The sequence below is a fragment of the Pseudomonas sp. CFII64 genome (genome assembly GCF_000416235.1).
Classification (GTDB): Bacteria; Pseudomonadota; Gammaproteobacteria; order Pseudomonadales; family Pseudomonadaceae; genus Aquipseudomonas.
Window position 1 is genome coordinate 130054 of the sequence record NZ_ATLO01000046.1, and the last position, 16813, is coordinate 146866.

Sequence of the window (16813 nt, forward strand, 5' to 3'; positions counted from 1 at the left end):
CTCCCCCGACTTTCAGGCTTAAAAAGCGGATTCACACAGGGTTCCTCATGCGTAACGATCCTTACGACGACGTCGATGACGTCCCGAACCTCAGCGCCAAGGACGATGATGACGACTTCGCGCCAACCAACGGCGCGCGTAAACGCACCACTGTCTATTCCCGCGACACGCCGGTGGTCAAGGTCAAGGCACCGAGCACCGGCCCGTTGTGGGCATTGGTTGGTGCGCTGTTCATCGCCTTTTGCGGGCTGGGCTGGTGGAGTTTTCAGCAGATTTCCCTGATGGAACAGCAGTTGGTCGCGACTCAGGAAAGCTTCGCCCGAATCAGCGAGGAAGCGGCGGGGCGTCTGCAGGATATTTCCGGCAAAGTGGTCGCCACCGAGTCTGTGGTGGTCGACGGCGTTGCGCTCAAGCAGCGGATCAAATTGCTTGAAGATCAACTGGCCGATCAGGACAAGCAGCAGGAAGGCGTGACGGGCCAGCAATCTGCGCTGGAAAAACGCCTGGAACAGATGACGGCACAAACCGCCCAGCAACAGAGCGCCAATACCCAGCTGGGAGAACAACTCAAAGCCGTGACCACCGAACTGGCGTCGCTCAAGGCCGCCATGCCTGACCCGAAAGCCGGCCAGGGCGATCAGGAAAAAATCGACGCTCAGCTCAAGAGTCTGAACGCCGATGTGGCTGCGCTGAAGAAACAGGGCAATCCAGCGGCCGCCATCGAGCGCCTGGAACAGGATTTGATCGTCCTCAAGAGCGAACAGGAAAATCGTCCGGCTCCCTCGGCAGGCGGCAATACTGCTGAGTTCGACAGTTTCCGTGCCCAGGTCACTCGCAATATCAATACCCTGACGGCGCAGATTCAGACCCTGTCCCAGCAGTTGAATGCCCGCAGGTAATTGTTGATCTGATACGGGGCTGGCAGGCGATTTCGCCGTGTTGTTGACGCGGCGCTGTCTTCCAGCGAACGCCTCGCTCCAACGAGCATTTCAATTCGATGGGACGAGTCCCCTCCTGCCGGCTGACGGCTTCTGCTTTTTTCCGCCGTGAATAACTAAATATCGCGCTGCGTGGCGAACACCTTTGTAATCTGTGTTCCAGGCACTGCAACGACGGATCGACTACTTGCCATCCGTTGGCCTGTTATTAAAGGCTCACCAGAGTCACTTTCATGGATGAAAGGAAATTAAATCGTGAATACGCTTGATGAAAAAACCAGCTATACCGACGAAATCGATGCCGCTGCAGGTACAGGCTCGAAGAGTCCAGTTTCGAATCTGAAGGCACCCGCACCAAAGAATTCTGTTGTAACCGGCACCCAACCACCCAAGCCGAAGCCACCCAAGGCTAAACCGGTCCCCACCAAGCCGACCCCGCCGGCCAAACCGGTGAAGTCCGTGGTCGTACCGCCCAAGCCCGCGAAACCAATCCCTTCAAAGCCCGTGCCAGTTCCGTCCAAACCAGCGCGCCCGGCGAATGCCAGCTCGCTTCCCCCGGTCTCGCTACCAGAGAAACCGGCGCGTCGCAGCAAACTGGAGAGTTTTGAATCACTGTTCAGCATTGCCGCCAACGCTGCTTCGGCTGCGGTTTCAATTCGGGATCTGGCCAGTGGCGGGAGAACGACTCGGCTGGAAGACGGCACCGTCGTCAATCACGAGGTTTCCACTGTCACTTTGCCGGACGGTCAGGAGGTTGATATGAATGACAAGACAGTTACTCATGCAGACGGCTCAAAAGAAGCGGCTAACGGCGATATCACTTATCCCGATGGCAGGAAGTATATTGCCGCGCAAAAAGTCATGTGCCATGTAGATGGCAGCTTTGAATATGAGGACGGCACGCTGGCCGACAAGGACGGCAACTACATTGGTATGCGGTCTGAAAAATAAACAAACGTTACTTGTCTCGTTCATAAAAAAACCGGGCTGATCAAGCCCGGTTTTTTAGTTTGCGACTGAATCAGCAGCCCTTACAGCGCGGGATAGTCGATATAGCCCACTGGTCCTTTGGCGTAGAAGGTTTCCGGATGCGCCGCGTTCAGCTCTGCATCCAGCTTCAAGCGCGCCGGCAGGTCCGGGTTGGCGATGAAGGGCACACCGAAGGCAACAGCGTCGGCCGAGCCATTGGCCAGCCAGGCGTTGGCGGTTTCCTTGGTAAATTTTTCGTTGGCGATGTACGCGCCGCCGAAGGCTTTTTTCAGCTGTGGACCAATGCTGTCGCCTGCTTCGCGTTCCCGGGCACAGATGAAGGCGATGCCGCGCTTGCCCATTTCGGTGGCCACATAGCTGAAGGTTTCACTCAGGTTGTCGTCGCCCATGTCATGCAGGTCGGCACGCGGCGAAAGGTGCAGGCCGACACGACCGGCGCCCCAGATTTCGATGGCCGCATCGACCACTTCAATCATCAGCCGCGCACGGTTTTCCACGGAGCCGCCATATTGGTCGGTACGCTGGTTGGTGCTGGTCTGCAGAAACTGGTCGAGCAGGTAGCCGTTGGCGCCGTGGATTTCCACGCCGTCAAAACCGGCAGCCTTGGCGTTTTCCGCACCGACCCGATAGGCGTCCACGACGTCGGCGATTTCTTCCAGTTCAAGGGCGCGCGGTGTCACGTAATCCGCCAATGGGCGAACCAGGCTGACGTGGCCTTCAGGCTTGACGGCGCTTGGCGCGACCGGGGCTTCGTCGTTGAGGTACGAAGGGTGGGAAATCCGCCCGACGTGCCACAGTTGCAGCACGATCTTGCCGCCAGCGCCGTGCACGGCTTTGGTGATGTTGCTCCAGCCGCGAACCTGATCGTTGGACCAGATGCCCGGAGTGTCCGGATAACCGACGCCCATTGGCGTGATCGACGTCGCTTCGCTGATGATCAGGCCCGCCGAAGCGCGCTGAACGTAGTATTCGGCCATCATCGCGTTAGGCACGCGGCCTTCGTCGGCGCGGCAGCGAGTCAGCGGCGCCATGATGATGCGGTTGGACAGTTGCAGATCACCCAGGGTGATCGGGTCAAAGATAGTCGTCATGGTTCAAACCTCTTGAATGATCAAATGATTAGTTGGTAGCCGGAGCCAGATCGGGATTGGCGGTCTGGCGGAAAGTAATCAGGGTGACGATCAGCGCCAGCACGGCCAGCAACGCGGCGGCCAGTGGCACGCGGGTCAGGCCAAGGCCGTGGGCGATGACGCTGCCGCCGATCCATGCGCCCAGGGCGTTGCCGACGTTGAAGGCGCCGATGTTCAGGGTCGAGACCAGATTCGGTGCCGCCTTGCCGTAAGTCACCACGTTGATCTGCAAGGCAGGCACGGCGGCAAAGGCGGCGGTGGCCCAGAGGAACAGGGTGATTTCGGTAGGGATCAGCGCCACGCTGGTCCAGCTCAGTACGGTGGAGATCACGGCCATGGCAATGAACACACCGATCAGTGTCGCGGCCAGACGCTTGTCAGCCAGCTTGCCGCCGATGACGTTGCCGACAGTCAGGCCCAGGCCGATCAGCAGCAGGGTCCAGGTCACGCCTTTTGGCGAGATGCCGGTGACTTCGCCCAGCAGCGGCGCGATGTAGGTGAACAGGGTGAACATCGAGGCGGAGAACAGCGCCGTCATGCTCAGCGACAGCCAGATGCCGGCACCTCTCAGGGCGCCCAGCTCGGCGCGCATGTCGAGTTTTTCTTCGTCGCGTTTGGTCGGCAAGTAACGGATCAGGCCGATCAGCGCGATCACGCCGATGACAGTCACGGCCCAGAAGGTCGAGCGCCAGCCTGCGTATTGGCCCAAAGCCGTACCCAGCGGAACGCCAAGCACGTTGGCCAGGGTCAAACCGGTGAACATCAACGCCACAGCGGAGGCGCGACGGTTGGCCGGAACCAGCCCCGCAGCCACCACCGAACCGATACCAAAGAATGCACCGTGGCACAACGCTGTGATTACCCGGGCAAACATCAGCACGTTGTAGTCGCTGGCAATTGCGCAGAGCAGGTTGCCGATGATGAAGATGCCCATCAGCGTGACCAGTGCAGCCTTGCGCGGCAGCTTGGCGGTGGCCATGGCCATGAACGGCGCACCAATCGCTACGCCCAGGGCATAACCGGTTACCAGCCAACCGGCACCGGGGATCGAAACGCCCAGGTCACTCGCCACGTCAGGCAGCAGGCCCATGATGACGAACTCGGTGGTGCCGATGGCGAAAGCGCTCAAGGCCAGAATTAACAGTGAAAGAGGCACGAGGCGTCTCCTGATTGAAGAATATTGGGGCGGCGGATCAGGACGGCTTTTTCAGTTCCAGCAGCAGTGCGTCGATGAAGGCCTGGATGACCTCTTCGTTGCGTCTGAAGAAGTGCCATTGGCCGACTTTCTTGCTGCTGATCAGGCCGGCGCGTTGCAGCGTCGCCAGGTGGGCAGAAATCGTGGACTGCGAAAGGCCCGCGCGTTGGTCAATCTGACCGGCGCAGACACCGTTTTCCGTGGAGTGCTCCTGATCGGGAAAGCAGGTGAGGGGATCTTTGAGCCACACCAGGATTTCACGGCGAACAGGGTGAGCCAGGGCTTTTATTATTTCGTCGAGGTCGATAGGCATTTCGTTCTCAATATGGGTATAGCGCTATATCGCGATGGAGCGAACTTTATATTGGTATTTCGCGATATACAAATATGATTTTCTGCTGAGGAGTGCGTAAAACGCTATATCGGGTTATAACGATATTTGCCTGTCAGGCGTTTGCAGGCGTACGCTGGCGGCATGAATTACCTCGCTCATCTGCACCTCGGCGGCCAGCGCCCGCCGCAATTGCTCGGCAGCCTGTATGGCGATTTCGTCAAAGGGCCTTTGGCTGGGCGCTTTTCCGACGAGCTGGCCGACGCCATCCAGTTGCATCGCAGCATTGATGCCTTCACCGACAGCCATCCGCTGGTCAAAGACGCGATTGCGCGTTTTCCCGCCGCACGACGGCGTTATGCGGGGATCATCCTTGACGTGTTTTTCGACCATTGCCTGGCTCGGGACTGGCTGCTCTACGCCGATATGCCGCTGGAGACGTTCACGCGCAAGGTGTATGGCGTGCTCGCCGCCGAGCCGGAACTGCCCGGCAGCCTGGCGCTGATTGCGCCGCGCATGGCCGCGCAGGACTGGTTGAGTTCGTATCGGGATTTTGCCGTGGTGGAACAAGTGCTGGCGGGAATTTCCCGGCGTTTGTCACGACCGCAAGGGCTGGCGGGCGCCATGCAGGAACTGCAGGCGCTGTACCAGCCGTTGAGCGCGGACTTCGCTGAGTTTTATCCAGTGCTGCAGCGTTTCTCTCAAGCCGCTCTGGCTGGACGGGACACTTCGGTCGGTTGAGCGATCTCGCCGAATAACGCAACTTGAACGGCCTGCTGGGCTTGAAAGGCCAGCGCCGCACGTTCCTGGCCGAGCGTGGCGATTGGCTTGAGCAACTGGATATGCACGTCACCTTGTTCGTTGGCGAACAAGCGGCGCAGGTGGGAAAGCAGATCGTCATCGCCAATGAATGGCGCGATAGGGTCGGGTTTGCCATTGCGCGAATAGTGAATCGCCACCGGTTGCAACGGCACGCCCGTATCGATGGCGCTGGACATCAGGCGGCCATGAAAGGTGCGCAGGCTGCGGCCGTCGGTGGTGGTGCCTTCCGGGAAGATCATCAGTGCATTGTTCGTTTGCAGGTGATTGCTCATCTGTCGCTGGATCAAACGGCTGTCACCCGAACCCCGGCGAATGAACAGCGTGCCGGCTTTCAGCGCCAGCCAGCCGGCCACCGGCCAGGTGCGCACCTCGGCCTTGGACAGGAATGACAGCGGGGCGAGCATGCCCAGCAGCGGAATGTCGGTCCATGACACGTGGTTGCTGACCCACAACATCGGCTGACGCGGCAGCTCGCCGCTCACGGTGACGCGAAACGGCAGGGCGTTGGTCAGGCGCGCCATGAACCAGCGGCTCCAGCGTTGGCGGCGGGCCATGGAGTTGCCGATCCGCAAGCGCTCCATCAAGGAAAACGCGCCGGCAATTGTCAGGCCCAGGGCAATGACCAGCAAGACTCTGGCCACTCGCGCATACCCGCGCGTGCGGCTCATTAGACTGCTGCCTTGAAGTGACGGGCGTAGCGCGGGCAGAGTTCGTCGCGCTTGAGCAGGATGAATACGTCGGCCACCTGGAAATCTTCGTCCCAGCACGGCTCGCCGCAGATTTTTGCACCCAGGCGCATGTAGGCCTTGAGCAGCGGCGGCATTTCGCAGATCACGTTGCTCGGCAGATCCAGAGAAGGCAGCGGATTTTTCGGCTCGGCGCGCAGGTTTTCAGTACACAGGTAGCGTTCGCGCAGGCGCTGCATGATGGCGTGGGCCTGAATGCCGCCGTCCTGCATCGGGATGCTCGCGCAACCCATCAGGTAGCTGTAAGCGCCTTCGTTGAGAATCTCGGCCAGTTCGCTCCACAGCACCGCGATGGTGCCGCCGTTGCGGTAGGCAGGATCGACGCAGGTGCGACCCAGTTCCAGGATCGGGCCTTGCAGATGACTCAGGCCGTGCAGGCTGAACTCTTCTTCGCTGTAGAAACGGCCCAACGTATTGGCCGCTTTGTGATCGAGCAGGCGAGTGGTGGCGACCAGCTTGCCGGTGCTCAAGTCACGAACGCCGATGTGCGAGCAATGCACATCGTAGTCGTCCATATCCAGGCCCAATTCCGCGCCTTTGAGTTTGGCGTTGAATTCGCCGCTGAACACACTGAAACGCAGGGCCTGTGCTTCCTGCAAGGCTTTGCTGCCGATCAGGCGTTCGGCCTGAAGGCGGCGGTCGTTAGCGGTGTCGCGAATACGAGCGATCTGGGTCATGCGAAATCTCCGTGAGCCAGCCCTGCAAGTGCGGGCGATGGGCTGAAATGGCCAAGCGCTTTGCTGTACTTATGCAGGCTAGGCAGACGCCGTGTCATGACCATGACGCTTTGGTGATGGTTGTGTGACGGGGCCGGAATGCCGTATCTGTTGGCGCGCGGTTACCCGTGAATCGGTCGTAGGAGCGACTTTAGTCGCGAAGGCATCAATCGCCCTCCCGGCTAAAGCCGGTCCTACAGCAAACCTCCTACGGGGATTTGCCACCCCCGCGTTCTGTCATGAAGCGCTGCTACAGTTGCCGGACTCTGCAAAAGGTCGGTCCCATGCCTCGTCGGCTGCGCTGTTTATTCATGCTGCTGTTCGCCAGCATTCATGCTGTGTCAGCCAACGCCGAAAACTGGCCGGCGGAGCATTGGTCGGTCAATCCCGCTCCCGCAACTGCGGCGCTTGAGACGCTGGAAAACTATGCGTTCCCGGCCCGCGACGAGACCGGGCGCAACGGTGTACGCACTGACGCTCTGCTGGTTATCCGTAACGGCCAGGTGGTCTATGAACGTTACGCAGGCGAGACCACGGCGGCCACGCCGCACCTGACCTGGTCGATCAGCAAAAGCGTGATGGCAACTGTGCTGGGCGTGGCGTTCGGCGAAGGACGCTTTGCGCTGGATGATCCAGTAGCGAAGTTTTATCCGCCTATGACGGTCCATCCCGATATCAAACTGCGTGACTTGCTGCACTGGGCTTCCGGTCTGGACTGGCAGGAAGACTACGAATACGCGCCACTCAATTCATCGGTGGTCGCCATGCTCTACACCCGAGGGCGCGGTGATATGGCGCGCTTTGCCGCCGAGCATCAGCGTGGGCAAATGCCGGGGATTTCATTTCTGTATTCCAGCGGCGACAGCAATCTGCTCTCAGCTGCGCTGAAAACCATGGTCGGCGCGCAGGCTTACGCGGATTACCCCTGGTCCGCACTCTTCGAACCGCTGGGCATTCGCAGTGCTGCCTGGGAAACCGATGGCGTTGGCACTTTCGTGGGCTCGTCCTACGCCTACATGACCGCCCGAGACCTGGCGCGCATCGGCTTGCTGATGCAGCGCAAAGGTCGCTGGCATGATCGACAATTGCTGCCCGGGGCCTGGGTGAATTTCGTACTGATACCGTTCACTGGACTGAACGTAAACCCCGGCGCTGAAATCCCCGGCGGGCAATGGTGGCTCAACCGCACACTGGACGGCGCGAACGGGCCCTGGCCGGACGCGCCGCCCGATACGTTCGCAGCCTTGGGGCATTGGGGGCAGGCGTTGTATGTGATGCCCAGCGCCGGGTTGGTGATCGTGCGTTACGCCGATGATCGCGATGGCAGTTATGACCACAATCATCTGCTCAAGCTTGCCCTGGCGGCCTTCCGCAAAAAGGACGGCCAATGATGACGCGCCGACATTTCATCCGCCGCCGCCCCTTCAGCAGCCTGCTGCTGTTGATCCTGTTCGCCGTGGCCGTGCTGGTCTGGCAAAACCGCGTCGCCCTGCATGCATTCCCCGGCATCATCAGCGCCTACACCGCCAAAGAGTATTGCTCCTGTCGCTACGTCGTGCTTAATTCCGCCGACTATTGCCGCGTCTACGTCAGACAGTACGTACCCAGTACGTTGACCGACGACGCAGCCAACAAACGAGTGACCGCCAGCGGCCTCGGCCGTAGCAGCGTCGCCGCCTGGCAGGGCGAGCGCCAGGGCTGTCGGCTGGTGCCGCAGACACCTTGATGACCCGTGCTGCGAACATAGCGGTTTGCCAGCTGTCAGACAGGCGGTAAGGTTGCTTCCTCAATGCGCATCTGGAGTTTGCATGCACACCACCACCCGCCTGCTGCTGGCCTTTTTGGCCGTGCTCGCGCTTCCCGCTCAGGCGAACTGGTATCTGGATAACGAGTCGTCGCGCTTGTCGTTCACGTCCACGAAAAATGCCGACACCGCTGAAGTGCATCGCTTCCTCACTTTGCACGGCAAAGTCGATCCCAAAGGCGTGGCCGAGCTGGAAGTCGAGCTGGAGTCGGTGAGTACCGGCATTGCCCTGCGCGATGAGCGTATTCGCGACGCGCTGTTTGAAGTCGACAAATTCCCTGCCGCGCGCATCAACGCGAAGTTGAATCTGCAGCCGATCAACGACCTGGCGCCGGGCGCGCAGCTGGAATTGCGCTTGCCGTTGACCGTCCAGCTGCATGGCAAAACTCACAGTTACAACGCCGAGCTGCTCGCCACGCGCCTTGATCAACGGCGCTTTCAGGTCGTGACCCTTGAGCCGCTGGTCATGCATGCCCAGGACTTCGATCTGGTGCCCGGCCTCAAGACCTTGCGCAGCGTGGCTGGATTATCAGCCATCAGCCTGTCGGTCCCCGTTGGCGCTGTTCTGATTTTCACGGCTCGCTGATGGCCGGGGCGATCTTTCCTTGGCGCAAGGACAACCAATTCAAATTGCTGATCGACGGTCCGGCGTTCTTTCCACGCATGATTGCCGCCATCGATGGCGCGCAGCAGCAAGTGGAACTGGAGCTCTACCTCGTGGAGGCGGGCGGCTGTGCCGAAGCCGTGGTCCGCGCATTGGTGGATGCGGCCAAGCGTGGCGTTATCGTGCGCTGCCTGTTCGATGACTTTGGTGCGCAGGCTTTCACCTTGAGCCTGCGTAAACGGCTTACCGACGCCGGGGTCATCCTGCGTTTTTACAACCGCATCCATTGGCGGCGCGGCGTGCGCAATTTCTATCGCGACCATCGCAAGCTGTTGTTGGTCGACAAGGAACTGGCGGTGGTCGGCGGGACCGGCGTGACCGATGAGTTCTGGGACCCTAACAAGGACGCCAGCGACTGGCATGAAGTGATGGTGGAGATCGCCGGGCCGCTGGTCATCGACTGGCAAGCGCTGTTCGACCGCCAGTTCCACGCCAACCCACGCCGCACGGCCTGGCGTCCGGAGCAAAACTTCGGCCTGCCGCGTCTGCCCAAGGTGCCGGTTTCGGGAGAAGGGCTGGGCCGTGTGGCGTATGCCGACGCTCGCCAGCATCGGGACATCCTGCAATCCCTGGTTCGCGCGCTGAACAGCGGCCACAAACGCATCTGGCTGGCGACGCCGTATTTCCTGCCGACCTGGAAAGTCCGACGTTCGCTGCGCAAGGCGGCCGAGCGCGGCATCGATGTGCGCCTGTTGCTCACCGGCCCACGCACCGATCACCCGTCGGTGCGCTACGCCGGTCATCGCTATTACCCGCGCCTGCTGCGTGCCGGGGTGAAAATCTTCGAATACCAGCCGTGCTTTCTGCACTTGAAAATGGTCCTGATTGACGATTGGGTCAGCATCGGTTCCTGCAACTTCGATCACTGGAACCTGCGCTTCAATCTGGAAGCCAACCTTGAAGCGCTGGATTCCGGGTTGACCGATGATGTGGTCGCCAGCTTCGAAAAGGACTTTGCGGTAAGTACGCAAATCACGCTCGATGCCTGGAAAAGCCGTCCGTTGTGGAGTCGGATCAAGCAACGCATCTGGGGCTGGGTGGATCGGTTGGTGGTCAATGCGCTGGACAGGCGTAACTGAGGTCGGCCGTTGACGCCAGCGATCATCGACTTCTGCTCTTGTAGTACTAGGCTGTTACCTAGCCCTTTGTACTTCGGCCGATACTGGCTTTATTACCCAAGAGGAGAACGATGATGGCTGCCAAAAAAATCCTGATGCTCGTCGGCGATTACGTCGAAGACTACGAAGTGATGGTGCCATTCCAGGCCCTGCAAATGGTCGGGCATGTCGTGCATGCGGTCTGCCCCGGCAAGCGTTCCGGGCAGACGGTGCGCACGGCGATTCATGACTTCGAGGGCGACCAGACCTACAGCGAGAAACCGGGGCACCATTTCGCGTTGAATCACGACTTTGACAAAGTCACGCTCGAAGACTACGACGCGTTGTTGGTTCCTGGCGGGCGGGCGCCGGAATACCTGCGTCTGAATGACACCGTTCTTGAGTGGGTGCGGGCGTTCGACAAAGCGCAAAAACCTATCGCAGCGGTGTGCCACGGCGCGCAGATTCTGGCCGCGGCCGGCATTCTCAAAGGCCGCGAATGCAGCGCCTATCCGGCCTGTGCGCCTGAAGTGCGTCTGAGCGGTGGCACCTTCATGGACATCGACGTAACCGCCGCACACACCGAAGGCAACCTGGTGACCGCGCCGGCATGGCCGGCGCATCCGGCGTGGCTGGCGGGATTTCTGGTGTTGTTGGGGACTGAAATAAAGCTTTGATAAACGTGCAGGTTCGCGGGCAAGCCTCGCTTCGACGGGATTAGCGTTGATATAAAAAAACCCGCATCGCTGCGGGTTTTTTATAGGTGGCTGGCGTGCTTACTGCACTTCAACCGCCAGACTCTCACTGATCTTCTTCTGCCAGATCTGCGGGCCGGTGATGTGTACCGATTCGCCGTTGCTGTCCACGGCGACAGTGACCGGCATGTCCTTGACCTCGAACTCGTAGATCGCTTCCATGCCCAGTTCGGCGAAGGCCACGACGCGGGACTTCTTGATGGCCTGCGCCACCAGATAAGCCGCGCCGCCCACTGCCATCAGGTAGACGGCTTTGTAGTCCTTGATCGCTTCGATAGCGGTCGGGCCGCGCTCGGATTTGCCGATCATGCCCAGCAAGCCGGTCTGATCGAGGATCTGCCGGGTGAATTTGTCCATCCGCGTTGCGGTGGTCGGGCCAGCCGGGCCAACTACTTCTTCGCGTACCGGATCAACCGGGCCGACGTAATAGATGAAGCGGCCTTTGAGATCAACCGGCAGGGTTTCGCCCTTGTTGAGCATTTCGACCATGCGTTTGTGTGCCGCGTCACGACCGGTGAGCATCTTGCCGTTGAGCAAGACGGTTTCGCCCGGCTTCCAGCTCTGCACGTCTTCAGGCGTCAGTGTGTCGAGGTCGACGCGGCGCGCGGACGGGCCTGCTTCCCAGACGATTTCCGGGTAGGCGTCCAGCGGCGGCGCTTCCTGTGCGACCGGGCCGCTGCCATCCAGGACGAAGTGCGTGTGCCGGGTCGCAGCGCAGTTGGGGATCATGCACACCGGCAACGAAGCGGCGTGGGTCGGGTAATCCATGATCTTCACGTCGAGCACGGTGGTCAGGCCGCCAAGACCCTGGGCGCCGATGCCCAGTTGGTTGACCTTCTCGAACAGCTCCAGGCGCATCTCTTCGATACGGTTGGATGGGCCGCGCAGTTTCAGCTCGTGAATGTCGATGGACTCCATCAACACTTCCTTGGCCATCACCGCAGCTTTTTCGGCGGTGCCGCCGATACCGATGCCGAGCATGCCCGGCGGGCACCAGCCAGCGCCCATCGTCGGTACGGTTTTCAATACCCAGTCGACTATCGAGTCGGACGGGTTGAGCATCGCCATCTTCGATTTGTTTTCCGAACCGCCGCCCTTGGCCGCGATGTCCACTTCCACGGTGTTACCCGGGACGATGGAGTAATGGATAACGGCGGGGGTGTTGTCCTTGGTGTTGCGGCGAGCACCGGCCGGGTCGGCCAGGATCGAAGCGCGCAAGACGTTTTCCGGCAGGTTGTAAGCCTGACGCACGCCCTGGTTGATCATGTCGTCCAGGCTCATGGTGGCGCCATCCCAGCGCACGTCCATACCCACGCGAACGAACACGGTGACGATGCCGGTATCCTGGCAGATGGGGCGATGACCGGTGGCGCACATACGCGAGTTGATCAGGATCTGAGCCATGGCGTCGCGGGCAGCCGGCGACTCTTCACGCAGATACGCTTCATGCATGGCTTGAATGAAATCTACCGGGTGGTAGTAGGAAATGAACTGCAGGGCATCAGCGACACTTTGAATCAGGTCGTCTTGCTTGATCACGGTCATGGGGCGCGCTCCTCTGTTGGGACGGGAACATTCAAATGTGTGCCGAATTCTACAAAACGCGGCTGTTGTATCAGCGTTGTTACGGCAAGTTCGGCTGGCGCAAAAAGGCGCGGCAGTATAACCCGCTGGTTGCGCAGGTCCATCTATCGGTTAACAAGAGTCTATTGTCATACTGCGGGCTTGTCTTGGTAGCAGTGCGCCTGTGGGCTGCAAGCGAAATGCTTCGCAGTCGCCGGTTTTAGAGGACTTGCGCTGATTTATGCCGGTTGCAATTGAACATATTTGAACGTATTTATCTTTACAGCTGGTCAACTTTTGGATCCAAGGCTAAGGTTTGGGCCTGGTGCCGCTATGGGAAGGAATCCTTTTGAGCACGATGAGCGGGAGAGTCATCTCTCCAACCACGCAGTCCCTCTTTTTAAAACGTTTTGGGATGGCCGCAGCGACCTATTTGATCGTCATGTCGCTTACCTGGCTGGCGATCTATGCTGGAGAGCTTCATCAACCGCTTCATGTAGCGATCATCGGCAGTACTTTGGTGGTGTTGAGTCAGTTTGTGCTGCTGGGGGTCTTCCTCAGTCGATTCAATCAGCGCTTCAAGGACGCAAGTCTGACCGAGTTTCAAGTCCTGCTGGCCTTGGGTTGGCTAACCTGGCTGATTTTCTATCTGGACACCGCCCGGGGCGCGTTTTTGATTCTGTATGCCCCGATCCTGCTGTTCGGGCTGTTTCAGCTGACGCCGATTGTGTTTGCCCGCTGTTCAGCGCTGGTTCTTGCCAGCTTCTGTGGCATCAACGCCTGGGAATTCTCCCAGGCGCAGATGGCGCACCCGGCTACCGCGCTGCTGCAATTGAGTGCCTTGTTCGTCATGCTGCTCTGGCTTAGCCTTTTTGCCAGCTACGTGCACACCCAACGCATGCGCATGCGCCAGCGTCGGTATGCCTTGCAGGCGCATCAGGACACCTTGCGCGGCATGATGCTGCAACTTGAAGAACTGGCCGCGACTGATGAACTGACCAACCTGTACAATCGTCGTTACTTCTTGCGTATGGCCACTCGGGAGCTTGCTCTGCTTGATGGCTATGCTTTTCACGGGCTGGCCCTGATCGATCTTGACCACTTCAAACGCATCAATGACAGCTACGGCCATGCCGCCGGTGACCAGGTACTGCAAGCCTTCGCCGCCCATGCCGAAGATTGCCTGCGCGACACTGATGTGCTGGCGCGTTATGGCGGAGAAGAATTCGTGCTGCTGATACCTCATTGCACCGAGCAACAACTGATCGACTGCTGCGAGCGCGTGCGCGAGGCATTTGCGCGGGTTCAGCTCAATGATTTGCCCGACGCGGGCCTGAGTCTGTCTATTGGCATGACCCTGCTGCGCTGGGGCGACAACCTTGATGACGGCCTGCATCGCGCGGATCAGGCGTTGTATCTGGCCAAACGCAGTGGGCGTAACCGCTGCGTGGCGGCCTGGGAATCGGTCGATGCCTGACTTGCGCGTCGGCGACCGCCAGTGGTCGGTCGCAGCGGGCAGCAATTTGCTCGATGCGCTTAATCAGGCCGGATTGCGCGTTCCTTACAGCTGTCGGGCGGGCAGTTGCCATGCCTGCCTGGTGCGCTGCTGCGCAGGCGAGCCACTCGATGCGCTTCCCGAGGCGCTGGATGCGGGCAAGCGTCAGCAAGGCTGGCGTCTGGCGTGTCAGTGCCGGGTCGTGGAAGACCTGACGGTTCAGGCGTTCGATCCACTGCGCGACGGGGTTCCTGCTCGCGTGATGGGCTGTGACTGGCTCAGCCCGTCTGTATTGCGCTTGCGTCTGCAACCCGAGCGGCCTTTACGCTATCGCGCGGGTCAGCATCTGGTGCTCTGGACGGCCAGCGGTGTAGCCCGACCTTACTCACTGGCGAGCGTGCCGGGAGAAGACGCGTTTCTGGAATTTCACCTCGATTGCCACCAGTCTGGCGCGTTCATTGATGTCGCCCGGCAATTGGAGGCAGGCGATACTGTCGGCCTCGGCGAATTGCGCGGCGGAGCGTTGCAATACGATCCGGACTGGCAGGAACGGCCGCTTTTATTGCTGGCAGCTGGCACCGGGCTCGGGCCGTTGTGGGGTGTATTGCGCGAGGCAGTGCGCCAGGAGCACCAAGGGCCGATCCGGCTGGTGCATCTGGTCCGCAACGGCAGCGAACATTATCTGGCCGGGCCGCTTGCCGAGCTGGCGGCCCGGCATTCCAGCCTGCGCGTACAACTGACAACAACCGACGACTTGCCTGAAGCACTGGCTGACTTACGCCTGCTGTCCCGGCGGACCATGGCCTTGGTATGCGGCAGCCCGGCCAGCGTCGAAGGATTCTCCAAACGCTTGTATCTGGCCGGGTTACCGCGCAATCAGGTGTTGGCGGATGTGTTTCTGGGGCGGGAATGATTGAGTGGCTCGCTCCCACAGGTGAAATGCGGTCATCCCGTGGTGCAGACACCACATCTGCGGCGTCTGTGGGTTGCCCTCAAACATAGAATCTCTCAAAGGGGCGTCCAGAAGTAATCAGCTACAAAAAAGCCCCGACTCTCGCGAGCCGGGGCTTTGGGTGTTGCGTGTGCAGTCTTAAACCAATGGGTCGCCAACGTGCAGCAGTTTCATGCCATTGGTGCCGCCAATGGTGTGATAGCTGTCACCTTTGGTCAGGATCACCCAATCGCCTTGTTCAACCAGGCCGCGCTTGAGCAGTTCGTCGACCGCAGCCTGGCTGACCTGGCCCGGTGGCAGGGCTGCCGGGTCGAAAGGCACGGTGTAGACGCCACGGAACATGGCGGCGCGGGCCTGGGTTTCGCGGTGCGGGGAGAACGCGTAGATCGGCACCGAAGAACGGATGCGCGACATGATCAGCGGCGTGTAGCCGCTTTCGGTCAGCGCGATGATCGCTTTCACGTCCGGGAAGTGGTTGGCCGTGTACATGGCCGCCAGCGCAATGCTTTCGTCACAACGGGTGAATTTGTGCCCGATGCGGTGGCTGGAGGTCTTGCCGGTCGGGTGCTTTTCGGCGCCGACGCAGATGCGCGCCATGGCCTGTACGGCTTCGATCGGGTACGAACCAGCGGCGCTTTCCGCGGACAGCATCACGGCGTCGGTGTAGTCGAGCACGGCGTTGGCCACGTCGGACACTTCGGCGCGCGTCGGCATCGGGCTGGAGATCATCGATTCCATCATTTGCGTGGCAACGATGACCGCTTTGTTATGGCGACGTGCGTGCAAGATGATTTTCTTCTGGATGCCGACCAGTTCCGCGTCGCCGATTTCCACGCCCAGGTCGCCACGGGCAACCATGACTGCATCGCTGGCGCGGATCAGGGCATCGAGTACTTCATCGTTGGCCACGGCTTCGGCGCGTTCGATCTTCGCCACCAACCAGGCAGTACCGCCGGATTCGTCACGCAGCTGGCGAGCGTATTCCATGTCAGCGGCATCGCGCGGGAAGGAAACGGCCAGGTAATCCAGCTCCATTTCTGCCGCGAGCTTGATGTCCAGCTTGTCTTTTTCAGTCAGTGCCGGCGCCGTCAGGCCACCGCCGCGACGGTTGATGCCTTTGTGATCTGAAAGCGGACCACCGATCAGCACGGTGCAGTGCAGCTCGTTGGCGGTCTGGGTATCGACGCGCATGACCACGCGTCCGTCGTCGAGCAACAGCTCGTCGCCAACGCCGCAATCCTTGACCAGGTCGGGGTAATCGATACCGACGATTGCCTGGGTGCCGTCCGTCAGCGGGTGAGCGGTGGAGAAGGTGAACTTGTCACCGACCTTGAGCTCGATTCGCTTGTCGGTGAATTTGGCGATACGAATTTTCGGACCTTGCAGATCCCCCAGCAGTGCGACGAAGCGCCCGTGCTTGGCGGCGATTTCGCGAATCAGCTTGGCGCGAGCCTTGTGCTCATCCGGCGTGCCGTGGGAAAAGTTCAGGCGAGCAACGTCCAGACCCGAAAGGATCAGTTGTTCGATGACTTCCGGCGAGTTACTGGCAGGGCCAAGGGTGGCGACGATTTTGGTACGGCGTACGGTCATGCACAAACTCCTTAAATGAAGCGCA

The 16813-nt window shown here is 60.1% G+C and carries 17 protein-coding genes; 10 read left to right on the top strand and 7 right to left on the bottom strand.

Annotation, left to right across the window (positions count from 1 at the left end):
• The first annotated feature begins 47 nt into the window (after positions 1-47).
• A complete protein-coding gene (locus tag CFII64_RS21780) occupies positions 48-899 on the top strand; it encodes a hypothetical protein (protein WP_020293011.1) in 852 nt (283 codons plus the stop codon).
• 294 nt (positions 900-1193) lie between these two features.
• A complete protein-coding gene (locus CFII64_RS21785; protein WP_020293012.1) occupies positions 1194-1889 on the top strand; it encodes a hypothetical protein in 696 nt (231 codons plus the stop codon).
• An 80-nt stretch (positions 1890-1969) separates the two neighbouring features.
• Here the strand turns inward: CFII64_RS21785 and CFII64_RS21790 are convergent, their stop codons facing one another.
• The 3 genes from CFII64_RS21790 to CFII64_RS21800 are packed head-to-tail and all read right to left on the bottom strand — an operon-like array spanning position 1970 to position 4566.
• Positions 1970-3019 (bottom strand): alkene reductase, encoded by a 1050-nt coding sequence (locus tag CFII64_RS21790; protein ID WP_020293013.1) that lies wholly within the window; start codon positions 3017-3019, stop codon positions 1970-1972.
• 28 nt (positions 3020-3047) lie between these two features.
• Positions 3048-4214, bottom strand: a complete 1167-nt coding sequence (locus CFII64_RS21795; RefSeq protein ID WP_020293014.1) for an MFS transporter — start codon at positions 4212-4214, stop codon at positions 3048-3050.
• A 37-nt stretch (positions 4215-4251) separates the two neighbouring features.
• Positions 4252-4566, bottom strand: coding sequence for a helix-turn-helix transcriptional regulator (locus CFII64_RS21800; RefSeq protein WP_020293015.1), 315 nt, complete (start codon positions 4564-4566; stop codon positions 4252-4254).
• A 162-nt stretch (positions 4567-4728) separates the two neighbouring features.
• On the opposite strand from CFII64_RS21800, the gene CFII64_RS21805 reads away from it, so the two are divergent.
• Positions 4729-5325, top strand: coding sequence for an ACP phosphodiesterase (locus tag CFII64_RS21805; protein WP_020293016.1), 597 nt, complete (start codon positions 4729-4731; stop codon positions 5323-5325).
• Here the strand turns inward: CFII64_RS21805 and CFII64_RS21810 are convergent.
• Both CFII64_RS21810 and olsB read right to left on the bottom strand, forming a co-directional pair.
• On the bottom strand, positions 5286-6074 hold the full coding sequence (locus tag CFII64_RS21810; RefSeq protein ID WP_020293017.1) for a lysophospholipid acyltransferase family protein: 789 nt from the start codon (positions 6072-6074) through the stop codon (positions 5286-5288). The genes CFII64_RS21805 and CFII64_RS21810 overlap by 40 nt on opposite strands.
• On the bottom strand, positions 6074-6829 hold the full coding sequence (gene olsB / locus CFII64_RS21815) for an L-ornithine N(alpha)-acyltransferase (protein WP_020293018.1): 756 nt from the start codon (positions 6827-6829) through the stop codon (positions 6074-6076). Before olsB ends, CFII64_RS21810 begins: the two co-directional genes overlap by 1 nt.
• A gap of 323 nt (positions 6830-7152) precedes the next feature.
• Here olsB and CFII64_RS21820 point away from each other — a divergent pair, with 323 nt between their 5' ends.
• The 5 genes from CFII64_RS21820 to CFII64_RS21840 all read left to right on the top strand — a co-directional run bounded on the left by CFII64_RS21820 (position 7153) and on the right by CFII64_RS21840 (position 11110).
• Entirely contained in the window at positions 7153-8259 is a 1107-nt protein-coding gene (locus tag CFII64_RS21820) for a serine hydrolase (RefSeq protein WP_020293019.1), read from the top strand.
• Positions 8256-8594 (top strand): hypothetical protein, encoded by a 339-nt coding sequence (locus CFII64_RS21825; protein ID WP_044901609.1) that lies wholly within the window; start codon positions 8256-8258, stop codon positions 8592-8594. Before CFII64_RS21820 ends, CFII64_RS21825 begins: the two co-directional genes overlap by 4 nt.
• Positions 8595-8676: 82 nt before the next feature.
• The gene (locus CFII64_RS21830) at positions 8677-9258 is read left to right on the top strand and encodes a YceI family protein (RefSeq protein ID WP_020293021.1); all 582 of its coding nucleotides are present in this window, start codon (positions 8677-8679) and stop codon (positions 9256-9258) included.
• Positions 9258-10415, top strand: coding sequence for a phosphatidylserine/phosphatidylglycerophosphate/cardiolipin synthase family protein (locus CFII64_RS21835; RefSeq protein WP_020293022.1), 1158 nt, complete (start codon positions 9258-9260; stop codon positions 10413-10415). Before CFII64_RS21830 ends, CFII64_RS21835 begins: the two co-directional genes overlap by 1 nt.
• 110 nt (positions 10416-10525) lie before the next feature.
• On the top strand, positions 10526-11110 hold the full coding sequence (locus CFII64_RS21840; RefSeq protein ID WP_177325434.1) for a DJ-1/PfpI family protein: 585 nt from the start codon (positions 10526-10528) through the stop codon (positions 11108-11110).
• 99 nt (positions 11111-11209) lie between these two features.
• Here the strand turns inward: CFII64_RS21840 and CFII64_RS21845 are convergent, their stop codons facing one another.
• Positions 11210-12733 carry a fumarate hydratase gene (locus CFII64_RS21845; protein ID WP_020293024.1) on the bottom strand — a complete coding sequence of 508 codons (1524 nt, stop codon included), beginning with the start codon at positions 12731-12733 and terminating at the stop codon, positions 11210-11212.
• Positions 12734-13166: 433 nt separating this feature from the next.
• Here CFII64_RS21845 and CFII64_RS21855 point away from each other — a divergent pair, with 433 nt between their 5' ends.
• Positions 13167-14228 (top strand): diguanylate cyclase, encoded by a 1062-nt coding sequence (locus CFII64_RS21855; protein ID WP_020293026.1) that lies wholly within the window; start codon positions 13167-13169, stop codon positions 14226-14228.
• Positions 14221-15159, top strand: coding sequence for an iron-sulfur-binding ferredoxin reductase (locus tag CFII64_RS21860; RefSeq protein WP_020293027.1), 939 nt, complete (start codon positions 14221-14223; stop codon positions 15157-15159). The genes CFII64_RS21855 and CFII64_RS21860 overlap by 8 nt, the downstream gene beginning before the upstream one ends.
• Positions 15160-15336: 177 nt before the next feature.
• Here the strand turns inward: CFII64_RS21860 and pyk are convergent, their stop codons facing one another.
• Positions 15337-16788, bottom strand: coding sequence for a pyruvate kinase (gene pyk / locus CFII64_RS21865; protein ID WP_020293028.1), 1452 nt, complete (start codon positions 16786-16788; stop codon positions 15337-15339).
• Between the last annotated feature and the right edge of the window lie 25 nt (positions 16789-16813).